The following is a 17578-nucleotide window of genomic DNA, read 5'->3' as shown; positions in this document are numbered from 1 at the left end:
GGGCGGCGGTCAGCTGACCTGGCCGCGCCACTCGCCGGTCTCCCGGCCGCGGTTCTCGATGAACGTCTTGAAGCGCTCCAGGTCGCCCTTGGTCTGCCGCTTCACGAAGCCCAGCTTGTCGCCGACCTTCTCCGTGATGCTGTCCGGATGGAAGTCCATCTGCAGCATCACCTTGGTGTGGGCGTCGTCGAGGCGGTGGAAGGTCACCACCCCGGCCTGCTTGGCCTCACCGGCGACGGTCGTCCACGCGACCCGCTCGTCCGGGACCTGTTCCGTGATCTCGGCGTCGAACTCCTTGTGGACGCCGTTCACACTGGTCACCCAGTGGGTGAGCGTGTCGGTGCGCTGCTCGATGCGGTCCACGCCGTTCATGAACTCGGGGAACGACTCGAACTGCGTCCACTGGTTGTAAGCGGTGCGCACCGGGACGCCGACCTCGATGGATTCCTCGACCTGCGACACGGGTGAACCCCTCCTTCGCTCTGCTGTCGGTTGTGTCCCCGGCGGGTACCCGTGACCTACGGGGCGAACCACCCGATCCCGGCCGTCAGTCGGTGTCGAAGGTGTAGTGCGCGGTGTGGTCCAGCAGATCGGCGGGCCGGACGTCGTTCCACGGCTTCATCGTCTCGCCCAGGTCGACGACGTTCGGCGTCCCGCCGGTCGGCAGATAGCCGGAGCGGGGATTGCGTCGCTGCCACTCGGCCCACAGCTTGTCGATGTAGGCGTGATGCAGCCAGAACACCGGGTCGTTGGGGGAGACGCCGGTCGCCATCTGGCCCCCGACCCACACATGGACCCGGTTGTGCAGGTTCACCCCCCGCCAGCCCTCCAGGTGGTTGCGGAAGCCGTCCGACGCGCTGTTCCAGGGCGCCATGTCGTAGGTCGCCATCGACAGCACCGAGTCGACCTCGGCACGGGTCGGCAATTCCCGTACGTTGGCGCCCAGTTGGCGGCGCAGGAAGGTACGTCCGTCCACCCGCACATTGATCGGCCAGTTGCCGGCCGACGCGGCGAACGGGCCGTCCGTCACCTGCCCGTCGCGGCTGCGCCCCGTCCCGCCGAGGAAGTCCGGCGCCCACAGCGAGGAGCGGGGTGAGCGGTCGGTGCTCCAGTCCCAGTAGGGCAGTGCGACCGAGGCGTCCACCGACTGCAGCGCTCCTTCGAACTCCAGCAGGAATCTGCGGTGCCAGGGCAGGAAGGACGGCGAACGGTGGCCGGTGCGCTCGCCGTTGTCGGTGTCGCCGAGGATGAAGGCGTTGTGCGTCGTGACGAAGGCGTCGTAGCGGCCGCTGCGCTTCAGCTCCAGGACGGCTGCGACGAAGCGGCGCTTCTCGTCGGCGGAGAGGCCGGCCTGGTTCTTGCGGACGGTCATGGTGGTGGTTGCTCCGAAGTGTCGTGCTGAGTGGGTCAGTTGGCGGGGAAGGGCAGGAGGACCGCGCCCTGGAGTTCGTCGACCGCGGCCCGTGCGGCGGCCCGCGGGGTGGGGACCGGGTCGTAGTGGCTGACGACGCTGATCCAGGTGCCGTCCGCGTTGCGCATCACGTGCAACGGGACCGCGTCGATGAGCACTTCGAAGCCGTCGCCGTGGTGGTGGTGCATCGGCCCGGAGGCCGGGCGGCCCTGTATTCGGCGGCCCTTGTAGACCTCGTCGAAGGGTTCGGGGGAGTCGTGGTGAGAGGCGGCGGGCGCGGCCGAGGCGGCGGGCGCCGAGAGGGTGTGGGCGGCGGCGGCCGCGGTGAGCGCGGCGGCGGTGCCGAGGGCGCGGCGGCGGCTGAGTTCGGGCATACGGGATCTCCCGGGAATTCGTTCGATTGACGACTCGGCATGCCTATCGGCCCTGATGAGAGCGGGAGAAATCGGCCGACACCGGTTGGCTGCGATCAGGACAATTGCCTACATGTCGTGCAAGGTTGAACGAAGTTGATCTTGCTGTGGACAGGGTCCGCCGCCCCCGGAAGAGGGAATTCCTTCTCCGGGGAGTCGCGATCCGGAAGATCCTTCCCGGTCGACGGTGCCGCCTGTGGCCCGCCTCACCTCGGAAAACTGGCGCGATCCCGAACGCCGGGCACCGTCGCGGCCTCCTGCTACCCTGCGTTGCCAAATGAACGCTTTGGGTAATTCCTAGGGGTGTGCGTGAAGGTCGCCTGCATCGGCGGCGGGCCCGCCGGCCTGTATCTGTCGATCCTGCTGAAGCGGCAGGACCCGTCCCACGACATCACCGTCCACGAACGTGATCCGGAAGGATCGACCTACGGCTGGGGCGTGACGTACTGGCGGGGCCTGCTCGACAAGCTCCACGAGCACGACCCCGAGTCGGCGCGCGCACTGGAGCAGGCCTCCGTCCGCTGGAACGCCGGCGTCGCCCATGTCCGCGGCCTCGCCACCCGGCAGGACGGCGACGAGGGCTTCGGCATCGGCCGCCACCGGTTCCTGGAGATCCTCGCCGCGCGCGCCCGCTCGCTGGGCGTACGGCTGGAGTTCGAGCACGAGATCACCGACGGCAACCTGCCCGCGGCCGATCTGCTCGTCGCGGGCGACGGCGTGAACAGCGCCCTGCGCACCCGGCACGCCGGCCACTTCGGCAGCGAGGTCGGCGAGGGCCGCAATCCCTACATCTGGCTCGGCACCACCAAGGTCTTCGACGCCTTCACCTTCGCCTTCGTGGAGACCGACCACGGCTGGATCTGGTGCTACAGCTACCCCTTCAGCCCCGAACGCAGCACCTGCGTCGTCGAATGCGCCCCCGAGACCTGGACCGGCCTCGGCTTCGGCACCGCGAACGAGGCCGACGGACTCGCCGTGCTGGAGAAGCTCTTCGCCGACGTCCTCGACGGCCACCCCCTCATCGGGCGCTCCTCGTCCGACGGCAGCGCCCAGTGGCTGAACTTCCGCACCCTCACCAACCGCACGTGGTCCCGCGGCAACCTCGTCCTCCTCGGCGACGCCGCCCACACCACGCACTACTCGATCGGCGCCGGCACCACCCTCGCCCTGGAGGACGCCGTCGCGCTGGCCGGCGCCCTGCGCGAACAGCCCTCCCTGTCGCAGGCGCTGGCCGGCTACGAGCGGCGGCGCAAGGCGGAGTTGCTGTCCATCCAGAGCGCGGCCCGCTACAGCGCCCGGTGGTACGAGAACCTGCCCCGCTACATCCACCTGCCCCCGGAGCAGATGTTCTCCCTGCTCGGCCAGCGGCACTCGCCCCTGCTGCCGTACGTCCCGCCGCAGCTCTACTACCGGATCGACCGGGCGGCCGGCCGGCTCGAAGCGCTGCGCCGCTTCAAACGCTGGCTCGGGCCCAGGGTCGCGCGCACCGTGCACGCCCGGGAGCTCGCCTCGCGGAAGCAGGGCTGACGGCCGGCCACCCCTTGGGTGAATGGCAATTCACCGGCTATGGTGAATTTCCATTCACCCGTTTGTTCCGCCTGTCACCCGCTGGAGTACCGATGGAGCAGCCCGCGCCGATAGCCCAGCCCTCCGTGCGGCCGGGGCCTGCGGGGTCGGTTCACGATCCCGGTGCTGGCGTTCGGCGGCATCCTCATGGCCGTCATGCAGACGGTCGTCGTCCCCCTGCTGCCCGACCTGCCCCGGCTCACCCACTCCTCGCCCGGCGCGGTCTCCTGGACGGTCACCGCGACGCTGCTGTCCGGCGCCGTCCTCACCCCCGTCCTGGGCCGGGCCGGCGACATGTACGGCAAACGCAGGGTGCTGACCGCGGCCCTGCTGCTGATGACCGTCGGCTCGGTGATGTGCGCCCTGTCCTCCGACATCGCCGTCCTCATCACGGCACGTGCCCTCCAGGGCGCCGCCGCCTCCGTGGTGCCGCTGTCCATCAGCATCCTGCGCGACGAGCTGCCCCCGGAGCGTCGCGGCTCCGCGGTCGCCCTGATGAGCTCCACCGTCGGGATCGGCGCCGCCCTCGGCCTGCCGCTCGCCGCGCTGGTCGTGCAGTACTACGACTGGCACACCATGTTCTGGCTGACCAGCGCCCTCGGCGCGGTGGGCGTGTCCGCGGTGTGGTGGGCGGTGAAGGAGTCGCCCGTCCGCGAGCCCGGCCGGTTCGACGTCGCCGGCACGCTGGGACTGGCAGCCGGACTGGTCTGCCTGCTGCTCGGGGTGTCCCAGGGCGGACAGTGGGGCTGGACCAGCGCCCGGATCATGGGCCTGTTCGCCGCCGCCGTGGCCGTCCTCGCCCTGTGGTGGTGGCAGCAGCTGCGCACCGAACGGCCGCTGGTCGACCTGCGCCTGGTCTCCCGGCCCCGGGTGGGCCTGTCCCATGTCGCGGCCCTGCTCACCGGGTTCGCCTTCTACGCCAACTCGCTCGTGACCGCCCAGCTGGTGCAGGCGCCGAAGGCCACGGGCTACGGGCTCGGGCTGTCGATCGTGGAGACCGGCCTGTGCCTGCTGCCCGGCGGCGTGACGATGCTGCTCTTCTCGCCGCTGTCGGCCCGGATCTCCGCGGCACGCGGCCCGCGCGTCACGCTCGCCATCGGAGCCGCGGTCATCGCCTGCGGCTACGCGCTGCGCATCGCCGACAGCCGCGACCTGTGGATGATCATCCTGGGTGCGACGGTCGTGGCGACCGGCACCACCCTCTCCTACTCGGCCCTGCCCACCCTCATCCTGCGCGCCGTGCCGGCCGAGCAGACCGCGTCCGCCAACGGCGTCAACGTCCTGATGCGCACGATCGGCCAGGCCACCTCCAGCGCCGCCGTGGCCGCCGTCCTTATCCACCACACCAGCCCGGTCGGCGGTGTCCCGGTGCCCACCCTGCACGGCTACCTGCTCGCCTTCACCGTGGCCGGGATCGTCGCCCTGGTGGCGAGCGCCACGGCGCTGACCATCCCCGGTGACACGGGGCGACGCGGTTCGCGCCGGGCCGACAGCGGCACCCTGGATGCGCGGGACGAGGCGTTGGAGGGAGCATGAGTGCCGTGAGCACTCCCCCCACCGCGACCGCGCCCGCCCGCAGGGACGCCGAGGCCACCAAGGCGGCCATCCTCAAGGCCGCCCGCCATCTGCTGGCCCGGCACGCCCACGCCGACATCACCCTCAAGGCCGTCGCCGAACGCGCCGGTGTCAGCCCGCCGTTGATCCTGAAGTACTTCGGCAACAAGGACGCGCTCTTCGCCCGCGTGATGTCCTTCGAGAGCGACGCGGAGGCCCTGCTGGACGCCCCGCTCGACGACCTCGGCCGGCACATGGTCCGGCACGTGCTGATCGGCCAGTCCCGGCACGGCGCCGACCCGCTGCTGCGCATCGTGTTCGCGCCCCTGCACGCCGAACAGGGCGACATCCTGCGCGCCAACTTCCGCACCCAGGTCACCGAACGCCTCGCCGAGCGCCTCACGGGCGCCGACGCGGGCCTGCGCGCCGAACTCGCCGTGGCCGCGCTGCTCGGCCTCGGCGTGATCTACGGCGTCGCCCGCGGAACCCACGTCCGCGCGGCCGAGCTGGACGAGATCGTGGAGCGCTACGCCCCGCTCGTCCAGGCACACCTCACGCCAGGAACGCCCCGACCGTAGCCACGAACCGCTCGGGGTCGTCCAGCCACGGGAAATGACCGGCTCCCGGCTGCACCACCGACTCGGCCTTCGCGAAGAGCCCGGCGAACTCGGCGACCATGGGCGGAGGGGAGTTGAGGTCGACCTCGCCGGCCAGCAGGAGCACCGGCGCCGCCAGACCGGCGAGCGCCGCCCGGGTGGCGGCCGGGTCGAACGCCCCCTCGGCGCCGAAGACCGCGGCGGCCTCCTGATTGCGCTGAGTGGCTCCGGCGGCATGATGGGCACGCGCCGTGTCGTCCCAACGGCCGTAGAGGAAAGGCGAGATGGCTTCCCAGTCGGCGGCGGTCGCGCGGCCGGTGGTGATGGCCTGCAGGGCGGCGAACGCGGTGGGGAACCACGGCTCGGCGTGGCGTGAACGGGCGGTGTCCCGCCGCACCTGGGGCGGGACACCGAGCCCGACGGCCACGGCGCTCGGCGTGATCAGGGCGAGCCTGTCGACACGCCGCGGGTGCCGGGCGGCGTATAGGACGGCCGGATTGGTGCCCGCGGAGTGCCCGAGCAGGTCCATCGTCTCCAGGCCCAGGTGCGCGCGCAGGGCCTCGACGTCGTCCACCAGCCGGTCGCAGCGGAAGGTGGCGGGGTCCTCCGGGAGCGCGGAGTCGCCGGTGCCCCGGAAGTCCAGCAGGACGAGCCGGCGGCGCGCGGACAGGCCGCCGAGCTCACCGAGGTAGGCGGACGCCTGCAGAGGGCCACCGGGCAGGCAGACGACGGGCGGTCCCTCGTCCCCGAAGACGTGGTAGGCGAGTTCGGTCCCGTCGGGCGCGGCGAAGGCAGGCATGATCGCGAGCCTTTCAGCCGCGCCCGGCGACGGCAACCTCTTATCGGAACAGGCGGTCGAGGAAGCCGTTGCCGAAGACCCGGTGCGGGTCGAGCCGGTCCAGGGTCCCGGCCGCCTGCCCCCACACCGTCTCGCCGAACGAGCCGGGGATCACGGTGCCCAGCACCTCCTCGTCGCTCCAGGCGGCGTCCTCGGTGTACGCCCAGCCCTTGGACCACTCGACGCGGGTCAGGGCGTCCTCGCCGTCGAACTCGCGCAGCAGGAACTGCTCCAACTCCCGCAGGAACTCCTCCGCGTGCGGGGTGCCGGGCAGCGTCAGCACGTCCAGCCACACCGCCGTGTCCCACTCGGGCCGCCCCTCGTCCCGCCGCAGCGCCGACAGCAACGGGGCGCGGGCGCCGACGACTTCGGCATCGGCCGGATCGTCCAGGCCGGTCACGCGGATCTCGACCGAGCCGTTGACCGGGTAGCGGCCCAGGGCGGCGTACGCGGTCAGCCGCTCCCCGTAGAACGACGTGAACGCGCTGACCACATGCTGAACCCGGCTCCGCGCGGTGAGCACCGCGTAGCCGTTCGCGGTCAGCCGCAAGGTCGTCGGCCTGATGTAGAGCAGCGTGTTCTTGGACGGCCCCCAGATGTCGGACGACAGCGTCGCCACCAGCCCGGCCGCGGCCGCCTCGTACTGCGCGTTGCCCAGCACCGGGGCCAGGTACCAGGCGGCCTGCGAGGTCATCCGCCCCACCAGGTCCGCCACCACGGTCGGCACGTTGTCGGAGAAGGGGTAGTTGTACGGCGACGTCACATGCCGTGAGGTGAGCGGCCGGGTCGGCGCCACGCTCCACACCTTCAGCCACGGGACCTCGGTGAAGGCGAACCAGATCGCCTCCACGCGCCCCGCCCGGTCGAGGAAGCCCTCCAGGGTGCGCCCGTCGGACCCCGGCGCGGCGAACAGCTCGGCCGCCGGGATGTCCGTACGGCTCACGCACCGCAGGTCGGTGTTCGCGCCCACCCGCAGCACGACCTCGGTCACCAGCGAGCGGCCGAGATGGGTGAGCAGCGCGGCGCAGTCCGCCTCGTCGCGGTGGTAGGTGCGCAGGACGTACGCCCCGGAGTCCTCGTCCCACACGACCGCCGTGAGCGACAGCACCAGGTTGCTCAGCGATCCGTAGGTGTGCCCGGGCGACCGCTGTTCGCCCTTCGCCGGTACGGCGGTGCCGTGCGCGTCGACGGTCAGGGCGCCGCCCAGGGTGAGGTCACCCGGGGCGGGAGCGGCGGTGACCCCGAGGCCGTGCTCCTCCAGATGGCCGAGCAGGGCGTCCATCGTCCCGCCTGTTCCCGCGCGGACGGCGGACGGCGAGTACAGGCTCAGGCCGGTGAGGTGCGCGGCGGTGTCGACGAGGAGGACGCGGGCGTCCGACGGCGTGCGCGCGGTGACGGTCAGCGGCGACCAGCCGTGCGAGGCACCACGGGCGCGCACCGTCCAGCCGTGCCGCCAGGCCCAGTTGACGACGTCGACCACCCGGGCGGGGCTTTCGGGAGCGCAGGCCCACAGGCCGTCGGAGGTGATCTCGCCCACCCAGTTGCGGTACGCCGAGCGGTACAGGGCGACGCCTTCGGGGAAGTCCGGCAGTTCCTGTGCCGCGACCGCCGGATCCGCGGCCACCAGGACGGGGAGGGCGGCCAGGGCGGCGGCCGACAGCAGGAAGCCGCGGCGGCTCCACGGCGCGTCACCCCCGGCTCCGGACGGGAGGTTGCTCACTGAACGATCAGTCACGGGGTCACGCTAGGCGCGGGGTGACACGAGTCCACCCGCTGCCGAAAGACGTCACTCGTGTGAGTGAAAGATTCACAAGGCCCGCATCGGAGCGGCTCGTTCCGCACTCGACGGCGGTGGGTGACAGACTGACGCCATGGACGAGCGCACTTTCGACAGGTCGGGTCAGCACGCCTCCGTCATCGGGCTGGGCACGTGGCAGCTGGGCGCCGACTGGGGAGACGTCGACGACAGGGAAGCCCTGTCGGTGCTGGAGGCGGCCGCCGAGTCGGGCGTGACCTTCTTCGACACCGCCGACGTGTACGGCGACGGACGCAGTGAGCAGACCATCGCCGCGTTCCTGGCGGGCCGGCCGGACCTGCACGTACTGGTCGCCACCAAGATGGGCCGCCGGGTCGAGCAGATCCCGCAGAACTACGTCCTCGACAACTTCCGCACCTGGAACGACCGTTCGCGGCGCAACCTCGGGGTCGACCGCATCGACCTGGTCCAGCTGCACTGCCCGCCCACGGCCGTCTACTCCACGGACGAGGTGTTCGACGCCCTCGACACCCTCGTCGAGGAGGAGCGCATCGCCCACTACGGCGTCAGCGTGGAGACCTGCCAGGAGGCGCTCACCGCGATCGCGCGGCCGGGCGTGGCCAGTGTGCAGATCATCCTCAACCCGTTCCGCATGAAGCCGCTGCGCGAGGTCCTGCCGGCGGCCCGGGAGGCCGGCGTCGGCATCATCGCGCGCGTCCCGCTCGCCTCCGGCCTGCTGTCGGGCAAGTACACCAAGGACACCGTCTTCCCGGAGAACGACCACCGCGCCTACAACCGGCACGGCGAGGCCTTCGACGTCGGCGAGACCTTCGCCGGCGTGGACTACACGACCGGCGTCGAGGCGGCCGCCGAGTTCGCCGCTCTCGCTCCCGAGGGGTACACCCCGGCGCAGCTCGCCCTGCGCTGGATCGTCCAGCAGCCCGGCGTCACCACCGTGATCCCCGGCGCCCGCTCGCCCGAGCAGGCCCGCGCCAACGCGGCCGCCGCCAAGCTGCCGGACCTCTCCGACGAGACCCTCGCCGCGATCCGCGACCTCTACGACCGCCGGATCAAGGACCAGGTCGAAAGCCGCTGGTAGCGGCCGCGGTCCGCTCGTTCACGGCTCCAGGAGCAGCTGGCTCTCCTGCTCCTGGTCGCCGGAGACGGCGCCCTGGTCCTGCGCGGTGAACGAGCGGGCCAGCACCTCGCGCGCCCTGGCCACCGCGTCCGGGGCGCCCTGGACGGTCACGGTGACCGCCCCGGACAGATGGCCGGTGCCACCGGCCGGCGCGGTCCCGGACGGCCGGGCCGCCGGATCGTGCGCGAACCTCGCCGTGTACACCGTCACGCGGTCGTCGGCGGGAAGTTCCTCCTCCGGACTGCCGAAGGCCGGTTCCAGGACGTGCACGACGGCGCGCGCGTCGGCGGGGGTGGCGCCGCTGAGAGTGAGCGTGAGTTCGCTGCCGGACATGGTCGTCGGACTCCTCGGATGGTCGTCGTGGGCCGTCTGCACCGTGTAACCGCCCCGTGATCGTCCAAACAGCCGCCTTTTTGCGCAAAGGACCGGTCAAAACCGCGCGATCAGGGAACCCGGACGGGGAGAGGTGCGGCAAGACGGAGCAGGAGGAACGTTGACGGTCTCGAAGAGCGATGCGGACGTGAACGACTGGGGTCGGCACGAGACCGAGGAGGAAAGGGCCGACCGCAAGTGGGGCGAGCTGATCCAGGAGGTCAGGGTCGCGCAGACCGGCGTGCAGATCCTTTTCGGATTCCTGCTCACCGTGGTCTTCCAGCAGAAGTACGCCACGCTGGCACAGACGGACAAGACCATCTACATCATCACGGTGGTCCTGGGCGCCGCCACGACGGGGGCGCTCATCGGGCCGGTCTCGCTGCACCGTCTGGTGTCCGGGCAGCGGGTCAAGGCGGAAGCGGTGCAGTGGGCCTCCCGGATGACCCTGGCCGGCCTGGTGCTGCTGCTCGCGACCATGACGTCCTCGCTCCTGCTGGTGCTGCGGGTGGCGACACACAACGCGATCGTCCCCTGGATCGTCAGCGGGGTGGTGGCGTGGTACGGCCTGTGCTGGTTCGTGGTGCCGATGTGGACGCTGCGCCGCCATACGTCGCGCTGACGCCCAGCGCGTCGAGCTGCCGGTCGTGCAGCCGGGAGAGCACCAGCACCGAGACCGTCGCGCCGATCAGCGCGCAGAACATGTCCCACTGCGTGTCCCACACATCGCCCTGCGTGGCGAGGAAGGCGTCCGCGGAGTGTCCGCCGACCTCCGCGGCCAGCCACTCCAGCAGCTCGAAGACGGCACTGAAGGCCATGCACGCGCAGACCGTCAGGGGAGCCAGCCAGCGGCTGCCGCGCAGCGGCGAGGTGCGGCTGAGCAGCTCACGCACCAGCACCGCGGGCACGAAGCCCTGCATGAGGTGGCCGAAGCGGTCGTAGGGGTTGCGGTCCAGGCCGAAGGTGTCGCGCACCCAGTCGCCCAGGGGAACCTGCGCGTAGGTGTAGTGGCCGCCCACGGCCAGCACGAGCGCGTGCGCGGCCAGCAGACAGCACAGCAGGTCGGTCAGCGGGAAGCGCCGCCGGGTGAGCACCACGAGGGGCAGGCCGACCAGCGCCCACACCGTCTCCAGGAACCAGGTCGTGCGATCGTGCGGGTTCCAGGCCGACACCGCGAGTCCCGCGACGGTGACGGCGAGGGCCACGGCGGGCACGTGCCGTCGCGGGACGGCCGGTTGCACGGCGATCGACATGGGGGTTCCTTTCCACCGGGAGCCCCCATGCTGGCCGCGGCGGTGGGCCGGTGGCATGAGTACCGCTACTCAGCCCCGGCCGGGTATGGGCGCCTCAGTCCCTGGTGCCGCGCAGCGCGCTCAGGCACGAGGCGATGGCCTGCTGGAGTTCCTCCAGCTGCTGCACGATGTCCTCCTCGACGAACTCCTGCACATCGTCGAAGGTCAGCTCCTCGAACGCCTTCGTCGCCTTCTGCAGGCTGCTGTAGAACCTGGTCCGCCGCTCCGTGACGCGCAGTTCGGGATCGGCCTCCACCGCCTCGGCGACCAGGGACTTCATGCTGTCGTAGGCCTCGGTGGCCCACTCGCCGGTGTCCTCGTCCTCGTCCAGCTCGTCGATGAGCGACAGGTGCCGCTCGGCCTCCTGGCGCACGTCGGCCGGAGCGTCGATGGTCTGTCCGGCGGGGGTCTTCACCTGCCCCGACTCGGCGATCTGGCGGACGTACCCGATGCGGTCGGCGGCCCGGCTCTCGGTGGCGACCGCCTTCTTCAGGTCGTCGGTGCGCACCACGTCCCGGGCCAGCTCGGCCTGCAGGTCGGGGTCCTCGCGGACGCGGTCGAGCAGTGCCTGGCGGGCCGCGCGGGCGGTGGAGGGGTCGGCGAGGATCGCGGCACGCAGTGCGGTGGGGTTCTCGGCGACCTCCAGCGCCTTGGTGGGCCGGATGCCCTCGGCCTCGGCCGCTTCCGAGATGGCGGTGCCGCGCTCGGAGGTGGCGCTGTTGCGGGAGACGTAGTAGCCCAGCCACACGTCGGCGTCCGGCAGCTCCACCTCCTGGCCCGGCGCGAGTTCCTCGAAGTGCGGGACGAGACCGTCGTCGGCGGCCCGGTCCCAGGCCTTGTAGTAGCGCATCACGCGCTCCGGGGAGCACCCGGCCAGCTCCGCGAACTCCTTCGCGGACACCTTCGGCGTCTCCTCCGCGCCTTGTCCGCCGGGCCGTACGCTGCGCGCCACCATCAGACCGAAGGCCCAGCCGCCGGTGCGCGCGTACACCCCGAACTCCCGGGCGTCGCGCGCCACGAGGTCGGACAGCGGCACGGGGGCCGGGTCGGGCTCAGAGGTCTCAGACGCCTCGGACGGGTCGATCGCCAGTGTCACCGATGACTCTCCTGTGCAAAGCTGGTCGGGCTGCGAACGTGCAGACCGGCAGCCTATATGCACCGCTTGGCCACCGTTTGGCAGACCCTCAAGACGGCGTGCTGACGCGTCAGCCGAACGCGTCGTGCAGCGCGGGCAGCAGCGTCTTCTCCGCCCAGTCCAGGTACGCCGGTTGTGACTCGCCGCCGATCTGCACGAGCGCGATCTCGCCGAACCCGGCCTCGGCGTACGGCCGTACGGCCTCGACGAAGTCCTCCGGGTCGTCGCCGCACGGGATCGACGCCGCGACGTCGTCGGGGGTGACGAACTGGGTGGCCGACTCGAACGCGTCCGGGTGCGGCAGCTCGGCGTTGACCTTCCAGCCGTTGCCGAACCAGCGGAACTGCGCGTGCGCCCGCTTGACGGCCGCGTCCCGGTCGGGGTCGTAGCAGACGGGCAGCTGACCCACCCGCGGCTTGCCCTCGCCGCCGTGCCGGTCGAACGCCGTCAGCAGCCCTTCCTTGGGCTCCGTGGCGATGACCAGGTCGGCGAGCCGGCCCGCGAGGGCGCAGGACTGCTCGCCGGAGACGGCGATGCCGATGGGCGGCGGCTCGTCCGGCAGGTCCCACAGCCGGGCCGACTCCACGTCGAAGTGCTTGCCGCGGTGGTTGACGTGGCCGCCCTCGAACAGCGCCCGGATGATCTCCACCGCCTCCTCCAGCATCTCGTGGCGCACGTCGGCCGACGGCCATCCCCCGCCCACCACATGCTCGTTGAGGTTCTCGCCGGAGCCGAGGCCCAGCCGGAACCGGCCCTCGGACAGCAGCTGCATGGTGGCGGCCTTCTGGGCGACGATCGCCGGGTGGTAGCGGACGCTCGGGCACGTCACGTACGTCATCAGCGGAATGCGCGAGGTCGCCTGGGCCGCGGCGCCCAGCACGCTCCACGCGTACGGGGAGTGTCCTTGCGAGCGCAGCCACGGGAAGTAGTGGTCCGAGGTCACCGAGAAGTCGTAACCGGCCTCCTCGGCGCGCACCACGTGGTCCACCAGCTCACGCGGACCCGCCTGCTCGGTCATCATCGTGTATCCGATTTGCACCATGGGGGCCGAGTCCCCTGGGCGGGCGACGGAAAACGGGTCTCGATTCACGAGCGATCATTGGCGAGGATGCGGTCATGACCGCATCCCCGCTGCCGCCCGCCGCTCCAGCCTCCCAGGGCGTCGACGCCACCGGTGTCCACGCCTTCCTCGACGCCCTCGAAGCGGCTCCCGACATCGAGCCGCACAGCCTGATGATCCTCAGGCACGGCCGGCTCGTCGCCTCCGGCTGGTGGGCGCCGTACACCGCGGACCGCCCCCACCTGCTGTACTCGCTGAGCAAGAGCTTCACCGCGACGGCCGCCGGCCTGGCCGCCGCCGAGGGGCTGCTGCGCTTCGACGATCCGGTGATCTCCTACTTCCCCGAGTTCGAGGCCGACATCACCGACCCGCGCAGCCGCGCGATGCTGGTGCGGCACGTGGCCTCCATGGCCAGCGGGCACGAGGCCGAGGCCCTGGAGCGGGCGCTCGCCGCCGACCGCGAGGAAATGGTGCGCGGCTTCCTCCTGGTGCCGCCCGAGCGCGAGCCCGGGACCGTCTTCGCCTACAACCAGCCCACCACGTACACGCTCGCCGCGATCGTGCAGCGGGTCACGGGGCAGTCGCTCACCGACTACCTCCGCCCGCGCCTGCTGGATCCGCTCGGCATCGGCGAGGCCCTCTGGCAGGCCGACCGGGCCGGCCGCGAGATCGGCTTCAGCGGGCTGCACGCCTGCACCGACGCCGTCGCCCGGCTCGGCGAGCTGTATCTGCGCGACGGGGTCTGGGAGGGGAAGCGGCTGCTGCCGGAGGGCTGGGCGGCCGAGGCGACGCGCTCGCACATCGACAACTCCGGCGGCGCGTCGGTCGTTTCGGATTGGCAGCGCGGCTACGGCTACCAGTTCTGGATGTCCCGGCACGGTTACCGCGGCGACGGCGCCTATGGGCAGTACTGCCTGGTGCTGCCCGAGCAGGACGCCGTGATCGCGACCACGGCGGCCACCGAGCAGATGCCGCAGCTGCTCGACCTGGTCTGGGAGCATCTGCTGCCCGCCTTCCGTCCCGAGCCGCTGACCGGCGCCGACGCGGCGGACGCGGCCCTGCGGGAGCGGCTCGCCCGGCTCGCGCTGGCGCCGGCCGCCGGCAAGCCCGCCCCGCCCGAGCGCACGGCGCGGTGGACGGGGGCCGAGTTCACCCCGCGGGGCGGCGCCTGCGCCGCTCTGCCCGCGCTGACGTCGGTCGCCGTGGCGCCGGCCGCGGACGGCTGGAGCCTGACGCTCACCGAGGACGCCGAGCCTTTCCGGGTGCGGCTCGGCGGGCGCGGCTGGAGCGTCGCCGAGGAGCCGGTGCCCGTGGCGGTCAGCGGCGGATGGGCAGACGCGGACACGCTCACCGTGGATCTGGTGTTCCTGGAGACGCCCCACCGGCTGACGCTGACCTGCTCGCTGCCCGAAGGGACGTTCACGGCCCGCTGGCACACGACACCGCTGCGCAGCACCCCGCTGCGCCGGATGCGGGCGCCGCGTGCCTCAGACCGACGTCACCCGGAACGTCCGTAGGAATGTCTTGAGCGCCTGCTGGTTCGCGGTGGCGCCGAAGTCGTCGGCCGGAGTCGTCCAGCGCAGGGAGAAGCCGCGGCCGCCGCCGAGGAGGAAACCGCGCCCGAACGTCCGCGTCCGCACACTGTTGGCATCGGAGTACCACTCCATGTCGGCGGCCTTGTGCCCCTGGTAGGTGGTCGCCTCGATGGCGCCGATCCGCTGGTAGCCGCCTTCCTTCTCCAGTTCGGGCTCGACGTCGTCCCGCCAGACGGCGACCGGGTCCGGGCCCAGCACCGTGCTGTAGGTGACCGCGAGCGAGCGCGGATCGCCCTTCGCGCCGAAGGTCACGCGGTACGACAGGTCGCCGACGCGTTTGGTGGCGGTCCGTTTCCAGCCGCTGGGGAGGTCGACGGAGAAGCCCTCGGGCGCGGTGTAGCGGTGGAAGACCTGCTGCGGGGCGGCCGAGGCGGACGGCGCGGGAGAGGAGGGTGGCGCCGACGAGGTGCGGCTCGCGGACGTGCCGGGCGTGGGCGAGGCGGAAGGGGTGCTGCTTCTGCCGTCGGTGCGGTCGGCGGACGGCGGCGGGGGAGCGGAGGCGGTAGGCCGGGAGCCCGCGTCGGTCGAGGACGTGCCGGTCCCGGGCAGTTCGTGGGTGACGGCGAGCGCGGCCACGGCGATGGTGACGACGGCGAGGGCGGTGCCGGCGGCCAGTGTGGTCCGGCTCCAGCCGGGGACGGCGTGGGCGGCGGCGGTGTACACGCCGCGCAGCCGCGGCCGGGGCACGGCGGCGTCCGCGAGCGTGTCGGGGTCCTCGGTCAGGACGCGGTTCAAGCCCTCGCGGACCACATGACGGGTCAGCCGTTCCCGGGAGTTCTTGCGCAGCAGTCCGAGCACGGTCTGAGTGAGCGGGCCGGCGTGCACCGGTGTGCGCAGCGGCAGCCGGTCCACTCCCTTCAGCGTGGCCTCGGGCCGGTCCCGGTCCCGGAAGGGCGGCCGTCCCTCGACCATCGTGTAGAGGATGGCGCCCAGCGCCCACAGATCGGCCGCCGGTCCGATCCGCTCGTCACGGGCCTGCTCGGGGGAGGCGTACGACGGTGCGGTGAGCCTGGGGGCCAGGGTGGCGCCCGCGAGCCCGAAGCCGGTGACCACGACGGGGCCGCGGTCCGGCACGAACACCTGCCCGGGGCTGAGCTCGCCGTGGGTGATGCCCTCGCCGTGCGCCGCCTCCAGCACGTCCAGCAGCTCCAGGCCGATGCGCGCGGCCCGCACGTAGTTGAACGTGCCCTGCTCGGCGAGGAGTTCGCCCAGCGGCGTGCCGTCGATCCACTCGGTCACGGTCCACAGGGTGCCGTTCTCCTCCACGGCGTCGACGACCGGGGCGACCCTGCCCGGGCACAGTGACCCCATGGTCTCCGACATCCGGATGACGGTCGCGCTCACCCGGGATGCCGCCTCCCCTTCCGAGTCGGCCGGGAGGGCTGTCTCGGTGAGCAGGTAGGGGCGTTGAGCGCCTTCCTCGGCCTTGCCGTACCAGCAGACGCGGTTCGTCTCGCGATGGACGACATCGACGAGCCGGTACCTTCCGGCGACCAACTCGTGCGTGAAGACGTGCGCCTTGACCATGGTCATCCCTCGCTGAACCCCTGGCTCTCACCTTTCACGCAGAGGTACGGGGGGTACAACGGGATGTGTTCAAAGAATCTGCAACTCGCCCGTGGATGAAGCGTTTTGTTCACCGGGAGTCGCCCGCGTTCGCGCAGTTCCCATTTGCTGACCGTAATTCAAGAAGCGCGTGTTCCGAGGTGACGGTGCGAGGGGTCAGCGCAGGCCGAAGCGCTCCGCCCAGCCCATGACATCACCGGTCGTGGCGTTGCCCCCGCACACCACCAGCCCGATCCGGGCCCCCTCGCCGACCCGCTCGAGCACCTGGCGGGCCGCCGGCAGCAGACAGCCCGCGGCGGGCTCGGCCCACACCTTGGCGTGGTCGGCGAGTTCGAGCGTGCCCCGCACCGCCTCCCGGTCCGGCACCACCAGCACGTCGTCGACCAGCGCGGACACATGCGCGTACGTCAGCTCCGACACCGACGGCGCGCTGAGCGTGGAGACGAGGGACGACAGCGCGACCGGCACCGGGCCGCCCGCCGCCAGCGCCCGGGACATGGCCTCGGCGCCCTCGGTCTCCACACCCCAGATCCGCACGTTCGGCCGCCGCTCCCGCAGCGCGGCCGCGACACCGGAGATCAGCCCGCCGCCCCCGATGCTGACCAGGACGTCGGTGAGCTCGTCGGCGTCGGCCGCGAACTCCAGCCCCACCGTGCCCTGTCCGGCGATCACGACCGGGTCGTCGAAGGGGTGCACCAGCGTCAGCCCCTCCTCCTGCAGCCGGGTCATGAGCGCGAACGCCCCGGCCATGTCGTCGGTCAGCCGCACCGACGCGCCGGACTCCCGGGCGATCTCGACGGCCCGCGCGGGCGCCGAGCGCGGCATGACGATCGTCGCCTTCACCTCGAGGGCGGCGGCCATGACGGCGAGGGCGATCCCGTGGTTGCCGCCGCTGACCGCCACCACACCGGCAGCGCGTTCCCGCTCGCCCAGTGACAGCAGCTTGGCCGTCGCCCCACGGGCCTTGAAGGAGCCGGTGCGCTGCAGCAGTTCGAGCTTGACGGTGACCGGGGCGCCGAGCAGGTCGGACAGGCCGGGGCTCGGCAGGGTCGGGGTGCGCACGACATGCCTGGCGATGCGCTCGGCAGCGGCTTCGATGTCCGTGATCCCGATCAAGGCACTCATCCTTCCGGCACGGGACGACGATCCGCACCGTCTGCACCCTGACCCCCGGCAACGCCCCTGGTCAACCCGGACCCGCCAGGGTCCCCGGGCGTACGGCCCCACGGCGGCCCGGGCCCGCCGCGCGCAGGCCCCACGGCGTCCGGCGCGCCGACGGCTCCAGC

The 17578-nt window shown here is 72.0% G+C and carries 17 protein-coding genes; 6 read left to right on the top strand and 11 right to left on the bottom strand.

The genetic code is table 11. The annotated features are described in order from the left end of the window. Positions 1 to 9: 9 nt before the first annotated feature. The 3 genes from LN251_RS31545 to melC1 form a co-directional block, all read right to left on the bottom strand. Complete coding sequence (locus tag LN251_RS31545; RefSeq protein ID WP_458247563.1) at positions 10 to 462, bottom strand: SRPBCC family protein; 453 nt, start codon at positions 460 to 462, stop codon at positions 10 to 12. 85 nt (positions 463 to 547) lie between these two features. Beyond that, positions 548 to 1372 carry a tyrosinase MelC2 gene (gene melC2, locus LN251_RS31540; protein WP_458247562.1) on the bottom strand — a complete coding sequence of 275 codons (825 nt, stop codon included), beginning with the start codon at positions 1370 to 1372 and terminating at the stop codon, positions 548 to 550. A gap of 35 nt (positions 1373 to 1407) precedes the next feature. Beyond that, positions 1408 to 1785: an apotyrosinase chaperone MelC1 gene (melC1, locus tag LN251_RS31535; protein WP_458247561.1), complete on the bottom strand. Its 378-nt coding sequence runs from the start codon at positions 1783 to 1785 to the stop codon at positions 1408 to 1410. Positions 1786 to 2127: 342 nt separating this feature from the next. Between melC1 and LN251_RS31530 the strand changes: the two genes are divergently transcribed. The 3 genes from LN251_RS31530 to LN251_RS31520 all read left to right on the top strand — a co-directional run bounded on the left by LN251_RS31530 (position 2128) and on the right by LN251_RS31520 (position 5522). Further along, positions 2128 to 3351 carry an FAD-dependent monooxygenase gene (locus tag LN251_RS31530; RefSeq protein ID WP_458247560.1) on the top strand — a complete coding sequence of 408 codons (1224 nt, stop codon included), beginning with the start codon at positions 2128 to 2130 and terminating at the stop codon, positions 3349 to 3351. Positions 3352 to 3513: 162 nt separating this feature from the next. Continuing rightward, on the top strand, positions 3514 to 4926 hold the full coding sequence (locus LN251_RS31525) for an MFS transporter (RefSeq protein WP_458247559.1): 1413 nt from the start codon (positions 3514 to 3516) through the stop codon (positions 4924 to 4926). Further along, positions 4923 to 5522 carry a TetR/AcrR family transcriptional regulator gene (locus tag LN251_RS31520; RefSeq protein ID WP_458247558.1) on the top strand — a complete coding sequence of 200 codons (600 nt, stop codon included), beginning with the start codon at positions 4923 to 4925 and terminating at the stop codon, positions 5520 to 5522. Before LN251_RS31525 ends, LN251_RS31520 begins: the two co-directional genes overlap by 4 nt. On the opposite strand, the gene LN251_RS31515 is transcribed toward LN251_RS31520, so the two are convergent. Continuing rightward, on the bottom strand, positions 5497 to 6339 hold the full coding sequence (locus LN251_RS31515) for an alpha/beta fold hydrolase (RefSeq protein WP_458247557.1): 843 nt from the start codon (positions 6337 to 6339) through the stop codon (positions 5497 to 5499). The genes LN251_RS31520 and LN251_RS31515 overlap by 26 nt on opposite strands. 40 nt (positions 6340 to 6379) lie before the next feature. After that, positions 6380 to 8113 carry a cholesterol oxidase substrate-binding domain-containing protein gene (locus tag LN251_RS31510; protein ID WP_458247556.1) on the bottom strand — a complete coding sequence of 578 codons (1734 nt, stop codon included), beginning with the start codon at positions 8111 to 8113 and terminating at the stop codon, positions 6380 to 6382. Between the two features lie 136 nt (positions 8114 to 8249). On the opposite strand from LN251_RS31510, the gene LN251_RS31505 reads away from it, so the two are divergent. Beyond that, entirely contained in the window at positions 8250 to 9233 is a 984-nt protein-coding gene (locus LN251_RS31505) for an aldo/keto reductase (RefSeq protein WP_458247555.1), read from the top strand. 18 nt (positions 9234 to 9251) lie between these two features. Here the strand turns inward: LN251_RS31505 and LN251_RS31500 are convergent, their stop codons facing one another. Further along, complete coding sequence (locus LN251_RS31500) at positions 9252 to 9605, bottom strand: hypothetical protein (RefSeq protein WP_458247554.1); 354 nt, start codon at positions 9603 to 9605, stop codon at positions 9252 to 9254. Between the two features lie 160 nt (positions 9606 to 9765). On the opposite strand from LN251_RS31500, the gene LN251_RS31495 reads away from it, so the two are divergent. Further along, positions 9766 to 10266 carry a DUF6328 family protein gene (locus LN251_RS31495; protein ID WP_458247553.1) on the top strand — a complete coding sequence of 167 codons (501 nt, stop codon included), beginning with the start codon at positions 9766 to 9768 and terminating at the stop codon, positions 10264 to 10266. Here the strand turns inward: LN251_RS31495 and LN251_RS31490 are convergent. The 3 genes from LN251_RS31490 to LN251_RS31480 form a co-directional block, all read right to left on the bottom strand. After that, positions 10187 to 10897, bottom strand: a complete 711-nt coding sequence (locus LN251_RS31490; protein ID WP_458247552.1) for a DUF2238 domain-containing protein — start codon at positions 10895 to 10897, stop codon at positions 10187 to 10189. The two genes, LN251_RS31495 and LN251_RS31490, sit on opposite strands and share 80 nt — an antisense overlap. A 94-nt stretch (positions 10898 to 10991) precedes the next feature. Continuing rightward, entirely contained in the window at positions 10992 to 12032 is a 1041-nt protein-coding gene (locus LN251_RS31485) for a hypothetical protein (RefSeq protein ID WP_458247551.1), read from the bottom strand. Between the two features lie 109 nt (positions 12033 to 12141). Next, positions 12142 to 13113, bottom strand: a complete 972-nt coding sequence (locus LN251_RS31480) for an LLM class F420-dependent oxidoreductase (protein WP_458247550.1) — start codon at positions 13111 to 13113, stop codon at positions 12142 to 12144. A 74-nt stretch (positions 13114 to 13187) separates the two neighbouring features. Between LN251_RS31480 and LN251_RS31475 the strand changes: the two genes are divergently transcribed. Continuing rightward, complete coding sequence (locus tag LN251_RS31475; protein WP_458247549.1) at positions 13188 to 14648, top strand: serine hydrolase domain-containing protein; 1461 nt, start codon at positions 13188 to 13190, stop codon at positions 14646 to 14648. Here LN251_RS31475 and LN251_RS31470 read toward each other — a convergent pair. Further along, a complete protein-coding gene (locus LN251_RS31470) occupies positions 14619 to 16259 on the bottom strand; it encodes a protein kinase domain-containing protein (RefSeq protein WP_458247548.1) in 1641 nt (546 codons plus the stop codon). The two genes, LN251_RS31475 and LN251_RS31470, sit on opposite strands and share 30 nt — an antisense overlap. A gap of 189 nt (positions 16260 to 16448) precedes the next feature. Further along, complete coding sequence (locus LN251_RS31465) at positions 16449 to 17408, bottom strand: threonine/serine dehydratase (protein ID WP_458247547.1); 960 nt, start codon at positions 17406 to 17408, stop codon at positions 16449 to 16451. Positions 17409 to 17578: the final 170 nt, after the last annotated feature.

This window comes from Streptomyces sp. MAI_2237 (assembly GCF_054189285.1).
This window is presented reverse-complemented; position numbering and strand designations above follow the sequence as displayed.